This window comes from Acinetobacter yuyunsongii, assembly GCF_041021915.1.
Classification (GTDB): Bacteria; Pseudomonadota; Gammaproteobacteria; order Pseudomonadales; family Moraxellaceae; genus Acinetobacter.
This window is the reverse complement of sequence record NZ_CP157435.1, coordinates 232,155-250,779: the sequence shown is the minus strand read 5'-3', so window position 1 is coordinate 250,779 and position 18,625 is coordinate 232,155. Positions and strand designations below refer to the sequence as shown.

15 protein-coding genes and 2 pseudogenes are annotated in these 18,625 nt (G+C 39.1%); 8 read left to right on the top strand and 9 right to left on the bottom strand.

Annotated features, from left to right (window positions below; all coding sequences use genetic code 11):
- Positions 1 to 18 precede the first annotated feature (18 nt).
- The 6 genes from ftsW to ABLB98_RS01170 all read right to left on the bottom strand — a co-directional run bounded on the left by ftsW (position 19) and on the right by ABLB98_RS01170 (position 5,624).
- Positions 19 to 1,212, bottom strand: coding sequence for a putative lipid II flippase FtsW (gene ftsW, locus ABLB98_RS01195; protein ID WP_348883486.1), 1,194 nt, complete (start codon positions 1,210 to 1,212; stop codon positions 19 to 21).
- Positions 1,213 to 1,222: 10 nt separating this feature from the next.
- Entirely contained in the window at positions 1,223 to 2,581 is a 1,359-nt protein-coding gene (murD, locus tag ABLB98_RS01190; protein WP_348883485.1) for a UDP-N-acetylmuramoyl-L-alanine--D-glutamate ligase, read from the bottom strand.
- Positions 2,582 to 2,883: 302 nt separating this feature from the next.
- Positions 2,884 to 3,171, bottom strand: a complete 288-nt coding sequence (locus ABLB98_RS01185; protein WP_087536563.1) for a hypothetical protein — start codon at positions 3,169 to 3,171, stop codon at positions 2,884 to 2,886.
- A gap of 75 nt (positions 3,172 to 3,246) precedes the next feature.
- Positions 3,247 to 3,501, bottom strand: a complete 255-nt coding sequence (locus tag ABLB98_RS01180) for a DUF6587 family protein (RefSeq protein WP_348883484.1) — start codon at positions 3,499 to 3,501, stop codon at positions 3,247 to 3,249.
- A gap of 12 nt (positions 3,502 to 3,513) precedes the next feature.
- Positions 3,514 to 5,367, bottom strand: coding sequence for a ferrous iron transporter B (locus tag ABLB98_RS01175; RefSeq protein WP_348883483.1), 1,854 nt, complete (start codon positions 5,365 to 5,367; stop codon positions 3,514 to 3,516).
- The gene (locus tag ABLB98_RS01170; RefSeq protein WP_348883482.1) at positions 5,364 to 5,624 is read right to left on the bottom strand and encodes a FeoA family protein; all 261 of its coding nucleotides are present in this window, start codon (positions 5,622 to 5,624) and stop codon (positions 5,364 to 5,366) included. The genes ABLB98_RS01175 and ABLB98_RS01170 overlap by 4 nt, the downstream gene beginning before the upstream one ends.
- 150 nt (positions 5,625 to 5,774) lie before the next feature.
- On the opposite strand from ABLB98_RS01170, the gene xerD reads away from it, so the two are divergent.
- The 4 genes from xerD (at position 5,775) to thrC (ending at position 10,257) form a co-directional block, all read left to right on the top strand.
- Positions 5,775 to 6,695 carry a site-specific tyrosine recombinase XerD gene (gene xerD, locus ABLB98_RS01165; protein WP_005163144.1) on the top strand — a complete coding sequence of 307 codons (921 nt, stop codon included), beginning with the start codon at positions 5,775 to 5,777 and terminating at the stop codon, positions 6,693 to 6,695.
- 119 nt (positions 6,696 to 6,814) lie between these two features.
- Complete coding sequence (locus tag ABLB98_RS01160; protein ID WP_005163146.1) at positions 6,815 to 7,630, top strand: DsbC family protein; 816 nt, start codon at positions 6,815 to 6,817, stop codon at positions 7,628 to 7,630.
- 127 nt (positions 7,631 to 7,757) lie between these two features.
- Complete coding sequence (locus tag ABLB98_RS01155) at positions 7,758 to 9,059, top strand: homoserine dehydrogenase (protein WP_005163149.1); 1,302 nt, start codon at positions 7,758 to 7,760, stop codon at positions 9,057 to 9,059.
- Between the two features lie 58 nt (positions 9,060 to 9,117).
- On the top strand, positions 9,118 to 10,257 hold the full coding sequence (gene thrC / locus ABLB98_RS01150) for a threonine synthase (RefSeq protein ID WP_348883481.1): 1,140 nt from the start codon (positions 9,118 to 9,120) through the stop codon (positions 10,255 to 10,257).
- Positions 10,258 to 10,326: 69 nt separating this feature from the next.
- Here thrC and ABLB98_RS01145 read toward each other — a convergent pair.
- Positions 10,327 to 11,096 (bottom strand): annotated as a pseudogene (locus ABLB98_RS01145) (hypothetical protein).
- Between the two features lie 172 nt (positions 11,097 to 11,268).
- On the bottom strand, positions 11,269 to 12,336 hold the full coding sequence (pbpG, locus tag ABLB98_RS01140) for a D-alanyl-D-alanine endopeptidase PBP7/8 (RefSeq protein WP_143225221.1): 1,068 nt from the start codon (positions 12,334 to 12,336) through the stop codon (positions 11,269 to 11,271).
- Between the two features lie 210 nt (positions 12,337 to 12,546).
- On the opposite strand from pbpG, the gene ABLB98_RS01135 reads away from it, so the two are divergent.
- The 4 genes and pseudogenes from ABLB98_RS01135 (at position 12,547) to ABLB98_RS01120 (ending at position 17,426) form a co-directional block, all read left to right on the top strand.
- Positions 12,547 to 13,182 (top strand): response regulator, encoded by a 636-nt coding sequence (locus ABLB98_RS01135; protein WP_005163158.1) that lies wholly within the window; start codon positions 12,547 to 12,549, stop codon positions 13,180 to 13,182.
- A gap of 19 nt (positions 13,183 to 13,201) precedes the next feature.
- Positions 13,202 to 14,767, top strand: a complete 1,566-nt coding sequence (locus ABLB98_RS01130; RefSeq protein ID WP_348883480.1) for an ATP-binding protein — start codon at positions 13,202 to 13,204, stop codon at positions 14,765 to 14,767.
- 22 nt (positions 14,768 to 14,789) lie between these two features.
- Positions 14,790 to 16,214, top strand: a complete 1,425-nt coding sequence (locus ABLB98_RS01125; protein ID WP_348883479.1) for a sigma-54 dependent transcriptional regulator — start codon at positions 14,790 to 14,792, stop codon at positions 16,212 to 16,214.
- 121 nt (positions 16,215 to 16,335) lie between these two features.
- Positions 16,336 to 17,426 (top strand): annotated as a pseudogene (locus tag ABLB98_RS01120) (IS4-like element ISAba33 family transposase).
- Between the two features lie 18 nt (positions 17,427 to 17,444).
- Here the strand turns inward: ABLB98_RS01120 and ABLB98_RS01115 are convergent.
- Positions 17,445 to 18,620: a S41 family peptidase gene (locus ABLB98_RS01115; protein WP_087545139.1), complete on the bottom strand. Its 1,176-nt coding sequence runs from the start codon at positions 18,618 to 18,620 to the stop codon at positions 17,445 to 17,447.
- Positions 18,621 to 18,625: the final 5 nt, after the last annotated feature.

Genomic DNA, 18,625 nt, shown 5'->3' with positions numbered 1-18,625 from the left:
ACTTTTAGGCTTGATTGACTAGAAGTTTGATTCTTCTTTAACTGGATTAAGTTCTTGCGTTGATGCATCAATTTTCAGAATTAAACTAATCATTGCAGCACACATCATTAAAGATGTACCGCCATAACTAATGAATGGCAAAGTCAAACCTTTAGTCGGCATTAAGCCCATATTCATGCCAGCATTTACCAAAATTTGCATCAGAAAAATAATGCTAATGCCATATGCTAAATAGCCTGCGCGTAAGTAGTTATGTTGCAGAGCACGATGTCCTATTCGAATACAGCACGCTAACATCGTAAAGGACAATACCATCACCAAGGTGACGCCAACAAAGCCAAATTCTTCGCCAAGAACCGCTAACATAAAGTCTGTATGCGCCTCTGGAAGATAGGAAAGCTTTTGTACGCTGTGTCCTAAACCCGTTCCAATCCATTCTCCACGTCCAAATGCCATCAACGCATTTGATAACTGATAACCAACACCTAATGGGTCAGCCCAAGGATTCGTAAAGGAAATTAAACGCTGGAAACGGAATGGTTCAAATAAAATAAGTGCCGTAATCCCTGCAAAGATTGCTCCTAACATAATTAAGAATTGTGTTGCTGGTGCACCTGCCAAGAAAAACACACCAACCATCATGAGGACAATAACAACCGTTGCACCGAGATCGGGCTCTGCAACAATAAATCCAACTGTCAAAGCCATGACGCCACTTAGTCGCAATAAGCCTTTCCAATGCGTTCGAACTTCTTTAGCACGGCGAACAACATAGTCAGCGGTAAAAATTGCCATTACGATTTTCGCAATTTCCGTCGGTTGTAAAGTAAAACCACCGAGCTTAATCCAACGATGTGAACCGTTTACTTCCGAACCAACGACCAACACTGCCAATAGTAGTACCATCGTCACAAGCCATAATGGAAAAGCATTTTTAAACCATAAGTTCAAGGAAACTCTATAGGTTAAGAATGCCACCACAGCAGCAACAACAATCGAAATTCCATGACGAATTAAGAAATAAAATGGATTCTCATGAATATATTCGGCATATGGCATCGATGCGGATGCCACCATGACCGAACCGAAACACAGCAAAGAAATGACGCAAAAAATGAGAATATTACGTGCTGTCATTTCCGCAGGAAGCTTGGGCAACCGACTCAATAATTGTGAAATCTTTTGTACCGTATTTTGGGCTAAATCAGCCATAGATCAGTTCCTAATTTTTATTTTCATTCAGGGCATTTACACATGCCACGAATTGATGTCCACGATCATTATAGCTTTTAAACATATCAAAGCTTGCACAAGCTGGTGATAGTAAAACGACATCTTCAGCCTGAGTATATTTCTGTGCGAGAGCTACAGCTTCCGATAAACTCGTTGCATGTTGGATTACGGTGGTACCTTGAATAGCTTGTTCAATCACAGCTGCATCTTCACCAATCAGAATCGCTGATTTTACATATTTTTGAATCGCATCTCGTAATGGTTTGAAATCCTGACCTTTACCTTGTCCCCCTAGAATTAATGCTAGTTTGCCATGTTTCACTTCAATAGCAGCGCCTAAACCATCAATTGCAGCAAGGGTTGCACCTACATTGGTTCCTTTAGAATCATTATAGTAACGTACCCCAGAAACTGTTTTCACATATTCACAGCGATGCTCTAAACCTTTAAAGTGCTTGAGTGTTTCCAACATGGATTCAGTATCTAAACCAATCGCCTCACCCAGCGCCAAACATGCGAGTGCATTAGCAACATTGTGCATACCTTGAATATACATATCAGAGGTTTTCATCAAACGTGCCCTGCCACGCGCTAACCACATCGTGCCATCAGCATCACGAAGCACGCCATATTGATTTAAATCAGGTGCATTCAAACCAAAACTTTGCATTGGTGTAACATCAGGTACAAACGGACGACTCAAATTGTCATCGCGGTTATACACCACTTTTTTCACGCCTTGGAAGATTCGATGTTTGGCCTTGTGATAACCGAGCATATCACCATGACGATCTAAATGATCTTCACTCATATTCAAAACAACTGCGACTTCTGCATTTAAATTTGAGGTTGTTTCTAACTGAAAACTAGATAACTCTAAAACAATTAACTCTGGCTTATCTTTGAGCAAATCTAATGCAGGACGTCCTAAATTCCCGCCTACAGCGACTTTTCGACCAGCTTCTTGTGCCATTAACCCAATCAGCGTCGTTACTGTGCTTTTTGCATTTGATCCTGTAATTGCAACAATTGGAACTTCAGTAGCACGACGTAGTATTTGAATATCACCAACAACAGGAATACCTTGTTCAATTGCTTGTTGAATTTCTGGCAATTGTGGCGCAAGTCCTGGACTAAGAATAATTTCTTCTGCTTGTAATAAAAGTTCTGTATCCAACTTTCCAAAACTAGTACGAACACCGGTAGGAATTTGATCATGCCCTGGCGGTGTTTCCCGAGAATCCGTTACTGCAACTTGGTAGCCTTGCTCATGTAGGAAGTTGACTGCTGACACTCCCGAAATCCCTAAGCCAGCTACAACTTTTAATCCACCACGTTGTATTAACATTTTTGCCCCATTTTTTTGCAGATTACAGAATGGCAAAAATGTTAGCACTTTACTGTTTTAAATGCTTTTTCAGTTTTCGTTTTATTCAGGCTTTTTTGTGTCAGTGCGTAAAAGTGAATCTATATCTTGTATAGGGAATTGTTCACATTCAAAAGATGTTTGTGATATGAGCCGTATAGCGCAAAATTTTTAGATAAAAATACGTTTCGCAAGATTTAGTCATTCTGAATGAAGAAAGATAACGCAGTGACAACAACAATCGTTCTCTGTAGAGCTTTGACTAAAATGCTCACCATTCCCAATTAATTAGGAATAAAATAAGAAAATACCCATAAGATGATCGCAACATACATTATCCCATCAATTTTCTTGGCTGTGGCATTTCGTAGCTGAAAATGAATAATCTCAGGTCTTAACCATAAATACATAAAACAGAGATTAGAACCTAAGCAAGATAAAATTGCTTTTAAATGATGAGTTTCCGACCAATTCAGAATAGCAAAAATATTCAGCAACACGATGAAACCAAACAAAATTAACTTATGTCTAAGGCTCAATACTTTTATTTCTATATTTTCTAGTTGATTCATTCTGTGACTCTTTATTTTAGTTCTTTGATTATTAAAAAATTGCCCATACCCTAGAATATGAGCAATCATTATCTTTTAACGCCATTTGACCGCTTGAATGGTTTCCTGTTTCTTGGGATCATTGTTATCATCGACAGCACAGCCGCAACCTCCGCCACAACCCACCACAATTTTAGGTTTTAACCATGTTGCCAAACGGTACCAACCCAAACGCTGACAGAGATTCGATAAGGTAAGAAAGCTTGAACTTGCGGCTTTAGGGAATACTTTCTTAAAAACGACAAAAGCACTCCATAACACTAATACAGCAACAATCAAATACTCAAACATAAGCGACTCCTTTTAGCCCCAAATGCGTGATGCAATTTGGTAGGTGAAAAAAGACATTAGATAAGCTAAGCCGAACAAATACGTTGCCATAATTGCAACATATTTCCATGAACCTGTTTCACGACGAACGGTCGCCAAAGTTGCCAAACAATGTGGCGCATAAATAAACCAGACCAATAAAGATAAACCTGTAGCCAATGACCAACCCGTGCCATCCATACTGATTAAATGTGATAAACCTTGTGCCACTGCATCATCATCAGCGCCAGATAAAGCATAGACCGTACCCAATGCTGCAACGACTACTTCACGTGCTGCCATCGCTGGAATCAATGCAATACAAATCTGCCAGTTGAAACCAATTGGGGCAAAAATTGGTTGTATCAAGTGACCTAACATTCCTGCAAAGCTATAATCAATTGCAGGCTGTGTCGCACCATCTGGTGCTTGCGGGAAAGTACATAGGAACCAAAGTAAAATCGAAAGAGCAAAAATAATTCCACCCACACGTTTTAAGAAGATTTTGGCGCGATCTAATAATCCAATCCCAACACTTTTTAAATCAGGAATACGATAACTTGGTAACTCAAGTAATAATGCATGTTGTGATTTATCTTTTTGTAGAAATTTCATCACAATCGAAACACACAATGCACTAACAATACCCGACATATATAAGCCAAAGAGTACCAAACCTTGTAGATTAAAAATCCCCCATACCATTTGACTTGGAATGAAAGCAGCAATCAATAAGGCATAGACGGGTAATCGTGCTGAACAAGTCATTAATGGTGCAACCATAATCGTGGTAAAACGATCACGCGGATCACTAATACTACGTGTTGCCATAATACCCGGCACTGCACACGCAAAGCTTGAAAGTAACGGAATAAACGCACGACCACTGAGGCCTGCTTTAAACATTAATTTGTCGAGCAAAAAAGCTGCACGTGGTAAATACCCAGACTCTTCCAACACTAAAATAAAGAAGAACAGAATCAAAATTTGGGGCAAGAACACAACAACGCCACCTGCACCCGCAATAATCCCGTCAACGACTAAACTATGGAGCAAAGGCTGCGAAATATAGGTACCAAGTGTCGTACCTAACCATCCGAAAAGGCTTTCAATCCCATCCATAAATGGAGCTGCCCAAGCAAATACAGCTTGGAACACAATAAACATCATCACAGCAAGGCTTAATAAACCCAATACAGGATGCAAAAATATTTTGTCGAGAAAATCGGTTCGCTTATCTTCCTGATCAACAAAGTTCACCACATCTTTAAAAATAATTTGGATCTTTTGATGATGCTCACCCGTTAAACCACTGAGTTCGGTATGGGGCACTGTATATTTTTGTTGATCTAATGCGTGCAGTAAGTTCTCAATACCTGAGTTACGCACAGCGACTGTCTCAACCACGGGAACGCCCAATCGCTCTGATAATTTTTGAGTATTGATTTGAATTCCACGGCGACGTGCTTCATCCATCATGTTTAACACAACAAGGATCGGACGCCCTAACTCAATAATTTCTAGCACTAATCCAAGATGAAGCTTTAAATTAGTCGCATCAACAACACATAAAAATGCATCTTGCTGCCCTTCTTCAGCAATTTTACCTTCACACACATCACGCGTGATTTCTTCATCAGGGCTTGTTGCTTGCAAACTATATGTTCCAGGCAAATCAAGTACTCGAACATTTCGACCTGAAGGCAACTGAAAATGTCCAACCTTACGCTCTACTGTGACCCCTGCATAATTGGCAACTTTCTGGCGTGTTCCAGTTAAGTGATTGAATAAAGAAGTCTTACCACAGTTTGGATTTCCCACAAGGGCAACACGTAACACATTACTCATGCAGGTGCTCCTTCAAATTGGATTTCAATTTTATCGGCTTCAGTTTTACGTAATGCAAAACGAGTAAAACCAATTTGGATTAGAATCGGATCGCCACCAAAAATACCTTTGGTGATCACCCGTACTTGTGTACCAGGCACAAAGCCTAAACTCTCTAAACGAATAGCCACAAGGTCTGGCTGTTCGGTATCATCGACTAAGCGATTCACTTTAGTAATCATCGCCGTTTGCTTGACTTTTAATGCTGACAATCGCACCGCTTCTAACCCTAAACTCTTTTCTCCAAGAGTATACAGGCAAATGAGAATAATTACCAAAAACAATCTCAATGGCATTCGCTTCTGTGACAGATCGACAACAATTCATTTTTCTTTTACAGTGCAGTTGAATGAAGGACTTTTCTGATTATGTTAAATAAAAAACCTCGTATTCCAACTGCAGTCACAATTCCAGAACATCTCAGTTTTTTACACGGTTTTCGTGATTATTTAGTGGCGCAAACCGTGAGTCCACATACACGTAATGCCTATCTATCAGATCTTATTCAATGTGCTGAGTTACATCCAAATGTGACATTAACGCAATGGTCCAGTGATGATATTGCTGATGTATTAATTGCACTCACTAAAGCAGGCAAAAGCCCACGCTCCATTGCACGCTGCTTGTCTGCTTTACGTCAATTTTATAAATTTCTGAGAGAACAGAAACTAAGAGATGATAATCCCGTGGCAAACCATCGTTCTCCTAAAATTGGACGTGCTTTACCTAAAGATTTATCAGAACAAGATGTAGAAGCATTAATCAATGCACCCGATGTGAATACGGCGCTTGGTCTCCGTGACCGAGCAATGTTTGAAGTGTTATATGCCTGTGGCTTACGTGTATCAGAACTACTTAATTTACGTTTGGAATTGATTAATCTAAAACAGGGTTTTCTTCGTATTACAGGTAAAGGCAATAAAGAACGCCTCGTCCCTCTCGGACAACACGCTTGTGAGTGGATCGAAAAATATCTCGCCGAATCACGACCTCAGCTCTATAAAAGTAGTACGGATTATTTATTTTTGACGCAACATGGCGGCATCATGAGTCGGCAAAATTTTTGGTATGCGATTAAACGTTATGCACTACAAGCGAATATTCTCGCTGAACTATCCCCACATACCTTACGACACGCGTTTGCAACACATTTACTCAATCATGGTGCTGATTTACGTGTTGTGCAAATGCTACTTGGCCACAGTGATTTATCAACTACTCAAATTTACACGCATGTTGCTCAGCATCGGATGCAAGAACTACATAACAAATACCATCCAAGAGGATAAAACTACCTTTTATCAATCAACATGATTTCATTCACATGGCATCAGCAAGATTTAACGAACTCAGTTTAAATTTTTGGTATGCTTGGGCAAGCTTATAAATACAGTATCAAAGGTTGTTTATGTTGTTTACTCGGTCTCAGTTGTTCATTGCATGTGCATTAACCTCAACACTTTTGATCAGCGCTTGTTCAAAAGAAAATTCAGCACAAAAGCCTGATGCTCTGACGGCGAGTGCACCAGCCACGGGTGAAGCATCAACTTTAAATGAACGTAATGCACAACAACGTCTGGTTTCTACTTTAGAAAAACATTTTAAAACCGCCAATATTAATGCCAAAATTCTTGCCATTAAAAAAACCGAGGTTCCAAATTTATTTTGGGTGAGCCTAGAAGGCATGGGATCAGTTTATGCGACCAGTGATGGGCAATATATCATTCAAGGTGATGTCATTCGTCTTGGTGAAAAACAATTAAAAAATGTGAGTGAAGCTTTACAAGCGACTGAAAATAAAAAGCACTTAGCAGCACTCAAAACAGAAGACCTTATCGTTTACCCAGCACAAGGGGGTAAAGCGAAACACGTCATTTATGTATTCACTGATTCAAGCTGTCCTTATTGTCACAAACTACATGAACATCTTGCCGAAATTAATGCAAAAGGCATTGAAGTCCGTTACATCGCATGGCCACGTGGAGAGCAATTTATGCCAACCATGCAAGCGATTTGGTGTAGTCAAGATCGTAAAGCTGCATTCGATCAAGCTGCGCAAGGCTTACCAGTTGCATCAGCAGAATGTAAAAATCCAGTTCGTGATCAATATCAATTAGGCTTAAATATGGGCGTGAATGGCACACCTGCAATTTATAATGTTGAAGGTGTGTATTTAGGTGGATACATGACTCCAGATGAAATCATTAAACGCCTAGAAAAATAAAACATTCTCTACACCACCTCACCACGACTCGGGCGACAGATTAAAGATGATCTTAGCCCTAGTGTCTGCGCACTTTTTTAGCTATGATCAAGCTTCATTAAAATGATTGAATAAAATGGAGTGTGACGTGAAACCAGTTCGTCTGGCGATACTCGGTCTTGGTACTGTAGGTGGTGGAGCCCTTAAATTATTACAAGAAAATGCTGCTGAAATTAAACGCCGTACCGGTCGCGAAATTCAAATTACACATGTAGGCACACGCCGTCCACGTCCAGATTTACAACTCGAAGGGATCAAACAAAGTGATGATCTCATGGACATCGTACGTCAACCTGATGTTGATGTCGTAGTCGAAGTGATGGGCGGTATTCATCCTGCCTATGAAGTTATCATGGAAGCCATCAAACATGGCAAGCAAGTGGTTACTGCCAATAAAGCACTACTTGCAGAACATGGTAATGAGTTGTTTAAAGCAGCTGAAGATAATGCTGTTCAAATCGCTTATGAAGCAGCGGTTGCTGGTGGTATTCCAATTATTAAAGTCATTCGTGAAGGTCTAGCTGCAAACCATATTCAATGGCTTGCAGGTATCATTAATGGTACAGGTAACTTCATTCTGACTGAAATGCGCGAAAAAGGCCGTGCATTTGATGATGTGCTCAAAGAAGCTCAAGAACTCGGTTATGCTGAAGCAGATCCAACTTTTGATGTAGAAGGCATTGATGCTGCGCACAAACTCACTATCTTGGCGTCATGTGCTTTTGGTATCCCATTACAGTTTGATAAGGTCTACACAGAAGGCATTAGCAAAATTACAGCACAAGATGTGAAATATGCTGAAGAACTTGGCTTCCGTATCAAACATTTGGGTATTGCACGTCGTGCAAGTAATGGTATTGAGTTACGTGTTCATCCTACACTGATTCCAGCAGAACAACTGATTGCCAATGTGAACGGTGTTAAAAATGCAGTATTGGTACAAGCACATGCCGTAGGCCCAACACTTTACTATGGTGCTGGTGCTGGTGCTGGTCCAACGGCTTCTGCAGTTGTTGCTGATGTGATTGATATCGTACGTGATATTTCTTATACCGAAGATGGTGCAGGAACGATTCCACAATTGGCATTTGAAGCACTAACGAACATGCCTATCCTGAGTCGTGAAGAAATGACGACTGGATACTACATCCGTTTAAATGCTGAAGACCAAACAGGCGTACTCGCTGATATAACCACCATTCTTAGCCGTGCTGGTATCAGCATCGATGCGATCATGCAGCAATCTCGCTTGAAAGATTTGATTCCTATCGTGATTTTGACAGACCCAATTGTTGAATCAAAAATGGATGAAGCACTTGCTCAAATTCAAGCATTACCAGCTATTCGTGGCGAAATCGTAAGAATTCGTTTAGAATCGCTCGATAGTTAATCAGGTTGAGGGAAAATGCATTCCCTCTCCCAGCTCTACCTCATATTGGAACACCATCATGTCGAATGCCAATCGTTATACTGGTCTTGTAGATCGTTATCGTGACCGTTTACCTGTGTCTGCAACTACACGTGCAATTTCTTTAGGCGAAGGAAATACTCCTCTTATTAAACTAGAGAACATTCCACGTATTATTGGCAAAGACGTTGAAATCTATGTGAAGTACGAAGGTCTTAACCCAACAGGTTCATTCAAAGACCGTGGTATGACGATGGCTGTAACCAAAGCAGTTGAAGAAGGCTCGAAGGCAATTATCTGTGCATCAACAGGGAATACTTCAGCTGCAGCAGCGGCATATGCAGCACGTGCAGGAATTAAAGCATTCGTTTTGATTCCTGAAGGCAAAATTGCAATGGGTAAAATGGCTCAAGCAATGATGTATGGTGCGATCACCATGCAAATCCGCGGTAACTTTGATGATGGTATGCGCCTCGTAAAAGAAGTTGCAGATCAAGCGCCTGTGACGATCGTAAACTCAATCAACCCTTACCGTTTGCAAGGCCAAAAAACCATTGCTTATGAAATTGTAGAAGCATTGGGTCGTGCACCTGACTACCACTGCTTACCAGTTGGTAATGCAGGTAATATCACGGCTCACTGGATGGGTTATACCGAAGCAGTTGCAAATCAACCTGCTGATCAATTTGAATCCGTTATCTATGATGCTGCAACAGATCAATTCACAGGCCCTAAACCAGAAGGTTTACCGACTATGGTCGGTTATCAAGCTTCTGGCGCAGCGCCATTCTTACGTGGTGCTCCAGTGGAAAGTCCAGAAACCGTTGCAACAGCAATTCGTATTGGTAACCCACAAAGCTGGAATCATGCCAAAGCAGTTGTACGCGATTCAAAAGGTTGGTTTGATGAACTTCAAGATAGCGAAATTCTTGAAGCTCAACGCTTACTTTCTATGTATGAAGGTGTTTTCGTAGAGCCAGCTTCTGCTGCTTCTATCGGTGGTGCTATTCGTGACATCAAAGCAGGTAAAATTGCTGAAGGTTCTGTAATCGTTTGTACTGTTACGGGCAATGGTTTAAAAGATCCAGATACAGCAATCAAGCAATGTGCTGATGCCGTAATGTTGTCAATTGATGCAACAATGGCTCAAGTGAAAGATTCAATTCTTTCAAATATGTAAGTATAAATATTGAAATAAAAAACCAGTTGCAAGCAACTGGTTTTTTATTGGCAACCATGGAAAGAAAAGTTATTCGTAATCATCATAACTATATTGGGCAGCTAGATCTTTCTCTATTCTTTGGATTTCTTCAATCTCAATCTCTTTAATCTCAAATAAGGGCTGTTTTAATAAAGGATTAACCGCATATAAACCCTCTTCCTCCCAACCCTGTAGAATGGTTAACGTTTGACTTTTATTATTATATTTTAACGCTTTATTATTTTTTATTAAGGCTTGCAATAATACGGGTTGTTCCGATAAATCTTCAAATGAACCTTTCAGCTCAATATCGCCATAATCGTAATCTGCAAAAATGGTTCTAACATTCGTTTTCAGTTGTTCAGGTTGATCTGCATAAGCTAAACTGGCAAAAACTCATCATGCTCTTCCACCCATTTCTGCTGTTTGACTGACCAAAGTGCATAAAATTTAGCCTCATGTTCAAACTGAACCAGTTGAAATTTTTGCATATTTGCAAGTTGAATAAACTCAAAAGTATCTTCATCACTTAAACTTTCAGGTAAAGTATCACGAGAAACCTCACCGTCTTGATAAATGTGATCACCTGAGCGAGAAAGAACGAAATCATCCAATTTTTTTAATAATGTTTCATCTGCATCAAATAATGATTCAACTTCATACAATGCGAAATCACGCGCCCCATTGATTTCTAATTGCTTATAAACTGCTTCTGCTTGTTGTTTATCTTCAAAGACATTGGCAATACGATTGCCTGCAACATAAAAAACTTCATCGTTATAACCAAAATACTTCTCACGAATCACATAAGTCGCCATCTTATTTCCCCAATTTTAGCTTTTTTGACATCAAAATAATTATTAATGTCTGAAATGCTAATCTAACAAAAAGTGCTCAAAATAGAAGTGATAAAGCATTTTTTACGTCATAAAATGTCGTTACGTTATATAAAAAAGCTCCTCATATGAGGAGCTTTACGTTCGTAAGCAATTAAATTCTTTTCGGTAAAGTACTCAGCCAAGTTAATAAGTTGGTTGCATCATTGGTACGTGCTTGAGAAGTTGAAGCCCCCAATAGTACGACTACAGCAGGACGTGAATTAACAGTTGCATGCATGACCACACAGCGCCCAGCCTCACCGATATATCCTGTTTTAGATAGATTAATATTCCAACCACCATTACGCACTAAGGCATTGGTATTATTTGACTTAAGCACACGATAACCTAAATTAAAATCATAAGTTGGCGTGGTAGAAAATTGACGAATCAAGCCATATTGAGAAGCAGCACTCACCAAAATACCAAGATCACGTGCGGAAGAAACGTTATGAGGATCTAAACCTGTTGATTCTGCATAACGGGTTGAGGTCATTCCTAATTGTTTTGCTTTTGCATTCATTGCAGCAATAAATGCTGAACGTCCGCTTGGGTAAGTTCTCGCTAATGCTGCCGCAGCAGGATTTTCTGATTTCATCAAAGCGAATAACAAAAGTTCCGCTCGATTCATGGTATCGCCTACTTTCAAGGTCGAACTTGAATTCTTTCCACCTGCACCCGCAAAGTCAATTTGCTGTAGCGTAATTTCTTCCGACATATTCAGCCGTGCATCTGCGGTAATCACAGCCGTCATCAATTTGGTAATTGAGGCAATCGGTACCGACATATTACTGTTTTTACTAAACAGTACTTCGCCCGTTTGTGCATCCATCACCAAGGCTGCACGTGCATTTACAGCGGGTTGGCTACTGAAATGAGAGGTATCTCGAATCTGTATGCTTTTTTGTGGCGTTGCAGATGAACTAATACTTGCAGAACCACCACTTCGTAAAGTGGTTGTAACCGAAGTTGAACCTTGCGGGCTGATCTCTAATGAATCATCATCTTGCATCAATTGGCTTGCATCACTTGCAGACCAATTTAACGAAGCTGAAGAACTATTCGCACTTGTAGAGGCTGGATTGTTGTTTACAACCAGCTCAGCATAACTTGTTGAACTAAGCGCCAACAAAATAGACATGCTCAAGGCATGCATGATAGATTTTTTAGAATTTTTCACGACACAATACTCAACTCGGGACGCTGCACATTTGCGCTTACTAACATTATGCCTTACATTTGAACAAATCGGGTAAAGCTTTTATAGACACAATTGTGTACAACTATTCTCTAAACATGGAGAATAGGATTGCTAATTTTGTCGTTTGATTGCAAGCTCATTTTTCTTTATGTAACAAAAAAATCGTTTTTTTGAAAAAAGGAGGTCTTCTTGATCACTGTTCTCGTTGTTGATGATCATGAACTCGTACGTACAGGCATTTGTCGTATGCTGGAAGACCATCCAGATGTAGAAGTCATTGGACAAGCTGAATCTGGAGAAGAAGCGATTGCTTTAGTTCGATTAAAGCATCCTCAGGTTGTACTATTAGATGTCAATATGCCAGGAATTGGTGGCGTAGAAACAACACGTCGCCTTTTACAAACAGCACCTGAGACTAAAGTGATTGCTGTCAGTGGTTTAGCGGAAGAACCTTATCCATCGTTGTTATTAAAAGCAGGTGCAAAAGGCTATATCACAAAAGGCGCGCCTATTTCAGAAATGGTACGTGCAATCAATAAAGTGATGCAAGGTGGTAAATATTTCAGTGCAGATATTGCTGAACAGCTTGCGAGTTCTTATCTTTCAGATACGCAACAATCACCTTTTGACGCACTTTCTGAGCGTGAAATGCAAGTCGCAATGATGGTGGTTAATTGTATTAGTGCTCAAGAAATCGCCGACAAATTATTTGTTAGTGTTAAAACTGTAAATACTTATCGTTACCGCATTTTCGAAAAACTAGCAATTGATAGTGATGTAAAGTTAACCCATCTCGCCATCCGTTATGGACTCATTAAACCTTAATCATATTAAGTGATCGCTTATGTTGGGAAAAATTGCGTCCTCAGTGTCCCAAACCGTTTATCGGCTCGGAATTTGGTATAGTGGATATCGACTGATTATTTCAATCAGTCTAATCCTTATTTACTTACTTACCGCAGAGCAGCTTGCTACCAATTATGATTATCCATTTTTATATTTTTACACTCTGATTTGTTATATCAGCTTTAATATTTTTCAGCTTTTTTTACTAAAAATAGTTCCATTACAAATCAGCAAACAACTCATTTTTATTTTTATTATAGACGTGATCTGTTTAAGTGTGATTACCTTTTCGGCAGGTGGTCCGAATTTACAATTAAGCTTATTGTACGTCATCATTATTTTCTCCTCAGCAATTCTCCTAAATGCTCATCTTTCACTGATTGTGACGCTTTTTGCCGTTATTATGGTTGTTTATCAATGTTTTCTGGGCAACTTTTTTGATTATACCAATCTAAATAATCTTGGTAATAGCGCATTACTTGCATTCTTATTTTTTGTAGTACACGCAATTGGTCGTATTGCCGTTCAACGCTTTAAGATTTTAGAAACACTCACTTTTCATCAGTCGATTGAAATTCATCAGCTGCAAAATATTAACCGCTATATTTTGGAGCAAATCGAAGATGGTTACTTGGTTTTAGATACCAGTAACCATATCGTACTGAGTAACCCAGCCGCTAATAGATTATTAGGCATTCATATTCCTGTTTCTCCTGAAAAAACACCATTACTCAAATGGCAACCTGACTTATTCGAGTTAATTAAATTTAGTGACTTAGAAGATGGTGAGGAATTTAGTTTTGAATCACAACAAAGTCCTTACACAATCAATATCCGTGTTAAACACCTAATCGTCCCCGAACAATCATTAATTTTACTTATCTTGAAAGATGCACAAAAACTCACGCAACAAGTCCAGCAATTGAAACTGGCGGCTTTAGGACAGCTCTCAGCCAGTATTGCCCACGAAATTCGCAACCCTCTGGCTGCAATTGTACAGGCCAATGAATTATTTAAAGAAAGTGACAGTCATCAACAAGAAATGCTCTGTCGTATGATTAGCAAACAAGCTAGACGTATTGATAATATTGTGCAAGATACATTAGGCATGGCGCGCAACAAACCAACTGAGCCACAAGTCATTCAATTGGCTGATTTTTTTGAGAGCCTATTGAATGAAGATCTAGTCGATGCGAAACATATGATTAAACTCAATCTTGCAGAACGCATTAATATTCTTTTTGATGAGAAACAATTACGCCAAGTTCTAATTAACCTGATTCGTAATGCTTTGAGGCATAATGCCGCAGATGCCGAACATATTGAGGTGCAGGTACATTTAAAAGAGGGCCGAACCTGTATTGATGTGATTGATTTTGGTACGGGTGTCGCAAAACGAGATATTTCTCAGCTATTCAAACCATTTTTTAGTACCGAAATTAAAGGAACTGGTTTAGGATTGTACCTGTCTCACACCTTTTGTGAGGCAAATCATGCAAAGCTCACTTACGTAGAGCGACAACAAGGAGCATGTTTCAGGATTGAATGCTCAAAAATTCATTGATTCAGATTAGGTTTTCGGGGAAATGGCAACTAAACAACCACTCGTCTTGCTAGTAGACGATGAAGAAGACTTATGTCTCCTCATGCAAATGACGCTTGCACGAATGGGGATTAAAACCCATCTTGCCTATCGTGTAGAGCAAGCAAAAAAATTCTTTACCGAATTTCAGTATGATGCCTGTTTAACAGACCTGAACCTTCCAGATGGCAATGGTCTCGATTTAGTTAAACATGTAACGCAGAACTATCCCAACACACCGATTGCGGTACTGACAGCCTATGGCAATATGGATATTGCAATTGCTGCATTAAAAGCAGGTGCTTTTGATTTTGTCAGTAAACCTGTCAATCAAACTCATTTAGATCAATTGATTCAAAAAGCATTGAATCGACCACAGCCTGAACAAGAAGCTGCTGAAAGCGCATTAGAAAATAAACTGTTCATTGGTCGATCTACGCCCATTCAGCAATTACGGATTGCTTTAAAGAAAATTGCTCGATCTCAAGCCCCTGTCTTTATTACCGGTGAATCAGGGACAGGAAAAGAAGTTGTTGCCAATTTAGTTCATCGTCTGAGTAACCGTAGTGAAGGACCTTTTATTGCGATCAACTGTGGTGCTATTCCAACAGAGTTAATGGAAAGTGAACTATTTGGTCATAAAAAAGGCAGCTTTACAGGCGCAACCCAAGACAAACAAGGTTTAATTCTTTCCGCACATGGGGGTAGTTTATTCTTAGATGAGATCGCTGAATTACCCTTAAGTATGCAGGTAAAACTGCTTCGTGCTGTACAAGAAAAGAAAATTCGCCCTGTCGGCTCAGATCAAGAAATTGATGTTGATTTCCGGGTCATCAGTGCGAGTCATCAAGATCTTGAATTACTAGTGCAACAAGGTCGTTTTAGACAAGATTTATTTTTCCGTATTCACGTCATGGATATTGTGCTTCCACCATTACGCGAACGTGGGCAAGATATCTTATTGTTAGCAAATCACTTTATTCAGAAAATCAGCCAAGAATGGGAAGTCTCTGTCAAAACCCTTTCTTCTCGTGCTGAACAATTCTTATTGCAACAATATTTTCCAGGTAATGTACGCGAGCTTCGAAATATTATTGAACGTGCAATTACGCTCAGTGATGATGAAACCATTGATCTAGCTCATCTACAAACAGCTCCTCTACGTAGCCCTATTGCAACGCCAACAGTCTCATTTTCAACACAAGATGAAAATGATCATGCGGTAAGCACTAGCCCTATGGGTTCTAAAAAGCTACCATCTGAAGGACTGGAGCTCTATTTAGAAAATATTGAAAAAGAGATTCTTCTCAATGCACTGAATTTAACCCATTGGAACCGAACGTTAGCAGCAAAGAAATTAGGAATGACTTTCCGTTCTTTACGTTATCGTTTGAAAAAATTTGGTTTAGATACAGAAGATGATGAATAGTCTTAAAAATAAAGCTCCTAAATAGGGGCTTTATTTTTTAATTAAATTTTCTTTGTACACGACAAAAAAAGATAACTCATTGAAATAATGGCATAATACTTGTTTTCTGACGACGAATATGATGACACATTTCAATGAGTTATATCTCATCTTAAACAAATATCTAAAGTGGAACAAGTCACATGTAAAATGTTTTACACTGATTATGCTGGCATTAATTGTAAAACAGACATGCAACCTTTCTTCTGCATCTAAAGCCTTACCCATCAAGTGCTTACCACAATCATTTTATCGACGTATACAACGCTTCTTTGCAGGTCAGTATTTTGATTATCGTCAAATTTCTCAGTTGATTTTCAATATGTTTTCATTCGACAAAGTCCAATTAACTTTGGATAGAACTAACTGGAAATGGGGAAAACGAGATATCAATATCTTGATGTTAGCCATCGTCTATCGTGGAATAGCGATACCTATTGTTTGGACATTGCTCAATAAACGTGGAAATTCAGATACAAAAGAGCGTATTGCTTTGATTCAACGCTTTATCTCCATTTTTGGTAAAGATCGTATTGTGAATGTGTTCGCAGACAGAGAATTTATCGGTGAGAAATGGTTTACATGGTGAATTGAAAATGACATTAACTTCTGTATACGTGTTAAAAAAACTTTATTGTGACCAATCACTTAGCCAAGAATCATAAAATTAGTGATTTATTTCGTCATCTTCAAGTTGGTCAAACTGAATGTCGTAAACGACGTATTTGGGTTGGTCGAGTGAAACTGTATATTAGTGCGCTACGATTAGAAGATGGAGAACTTTTACTTGTTGTTTCTCGTATGTTTAATGCTTCTGCTATTCGTGATTATGCATTACGCTGGGAAATCGAAACCTTATTTAGTTGTCTCAAAGGACGTGGATTCAATCTTGAAAATACTCGTTTAACAGACCCTAGACGAGTCAAGAAATTGATAGCAGTGCTAGCGATCGGTTTCTGTTGGTGCTATTTAACAGGTGAATGGCAACATGATCGAAAAAAAACGATAAAAATAAAGAAGCATGGACGACTTTCAGTAAGTTTATTTCGATACGGTTTGGACTATGTTCAAATGGCTATTCTACGTTTGATTGGTTTTGGAAAAAAAGAAGAATTTAAGAAAGTGCTCGCAATTTTAAGGAAGAAAAAGCCTGATAGGACAAGGGCCCTATGAAATTTGTCGTGTACAGAGTTAAATTTTACTTTTTAGAACCAAATCTGTGACATGTTCCAAATAACCATCTTCTTTCATTTCAGGTAACAACGGATAACTTTGATTCGGTTGAATTCCTTGACCTTCAATCATGTTCCCATTGGGCGTGTAATAATGTGAGACCGTCATTTGCAGTGCTGCACCACTCGGTAATGGAAATAATTTCTGTACCACACCTTTTCCATAGCTATTTTCACCTACAACCCACGCACGTTTATGTTCTTTTAATGCTGCGGTGAATACTTCAGCTGCCGAGGCTGAACGATGGTTGATTAAGATACCTAATTTTATATTTTGAAATTCATTTGAGGGTAAAGCCTGAAATTGTTGATCTCCTTCTGAACGACTTTTTGTCGTCACAATTAATCCTTGATTCAAGAATAAATCTGTTGATTCAACAGCAGCCGACAATAAACCTCCTGGATTATTACGCAGGTCAAGAACGACTGCCTTGAGTTTAGTTGTACTATATTCTTCGATTAAACGTTTAATTTCATTTGCTGTATCTTGTTGAAACACTCTAATTTTAAGTACAAGCACCTGATTATGTAGTAAAACAGGTTCAATATCTGTCTCAACTTTTTTATTTCGAACCAAAATTACCGTACTATTATTATTTTCTGGTTGTATTTGTACGGTACTGCCTATCGAGCCATACAGCAGACCTTGCACTTGATCCTGATTTAAACTCTTTAATTCTTGATTATCGACTTTGAGTATGGCTTGTCCATTACGCAAACCCAACTTACTAGAATCAGATCCTGATTTTAGGTCTTGAATTTGCCATAAACGAGTATGAGCATCGTAATTTAAATTGAAATCAACAGAAGCCAGATCACCTTCAGTGTATTGAATAAGCTGGCGGTATTCTTCGGCGGATAAATAACGCGAATAACGATCTAAACCGCTCACTAACCCTTTGATTGCTTGCTGAAAAAGTGCATCGTCTGTTTTTTTATCAACGTAGTTATCTTTCACAATCCCATAAATCTGTACAAATTGCTGAATAGATTCAAGTGGCACTTCAGCATTTCGACTTGTAGTCTCTTCCCCCCATCCTGAGGCATGTGTAATAGGTGCAGATAACGTATGTGATCCCCAACACATCAACAAACTCGCAAACAATCCTCGATAAATGTTGTTGTGTTGGGTCATAAGTT

Excerpts from the sequence above, each read along its gene's own strand:
- ABLB98_RS01175 (WP_348883483.1), bottom strand. The coding sequence starts at position 5,367 with ATGAGTAATGTGTTACGTGTTGCCCTTGTGGGAAATCCAAACTGTGGT.
- ABLB98_RS01130 (WP_348883480.1), top strand. The coding sequence starts at position 13,202 with ATGTTGGGAAAAATTGCGTCCTCAGTGTCCCAAACCGTTTATCGGCTC.
- xerD (WP_005163144.1), top strand. The coding sequence starts at position 5,775 with ATGTTAAATAAAAAACCTCGTATTCCAACTGCAGTCACAATTCCAGAA.
- murD (WP_348883485.1), bottom strand. The coding sequence starts at position 2,581 with ATGTTAATACAACGTGGTGGATTAAAAGTTGTAGCTGGCTTAGGGATT.
- ABLB98_RS01125 (WP_348883479.1), top strand. The coding sequence starts at position 14,790 with ATGGCAACTAAACAACCACTCGTCTTGCTAGTAGACGATGAAGAAGAC.
- ABLB98_RS01160 (WP_005163146.1), top strand. The coding sequence starts at position 6,815 with ATGTTGTTTACTCGGTCTCAGTTGTTCATTGCATGTGCATTAACCTCA.
- thrC (WP_348883481.1), top strand. The coding sequence starts at position 9,118 with ATGTCGAATGCCAATCGTTATACTGGTCTTGTAGATCGTTATCGTGAC.
- ABLB98_RS01180 (WP_348883484.1), bottom strand. The coding sequence starts at position 3,501 with ATGTTTGAGTATTTGATTGTTGCTGTATTAGTGTTATGGAGTGCTTTT.
- ABLB98_RS01115 (WP_087545139.1), bottom strand. The coding sequence starts at position 18,620 with ATGACCCAACACAACAACATTTATCGAGGATTGTTTGCGAGTTTGTTG.
- ABLB98_RS01185 (WP_087536563.1), bottom strand. The coding sequence starts at position 3,171 with ATGAATCAACTAGAAAATATAGAAATAAAAGTATTGAGCCTTAGACAT.
- ftsW (WP_348883486.1), bottom strand. The coding sequence starts at position 1,212 with ATGGCTGATTTAGCCCAAAATACGGTACAAAAGATTTCACAATTATTG.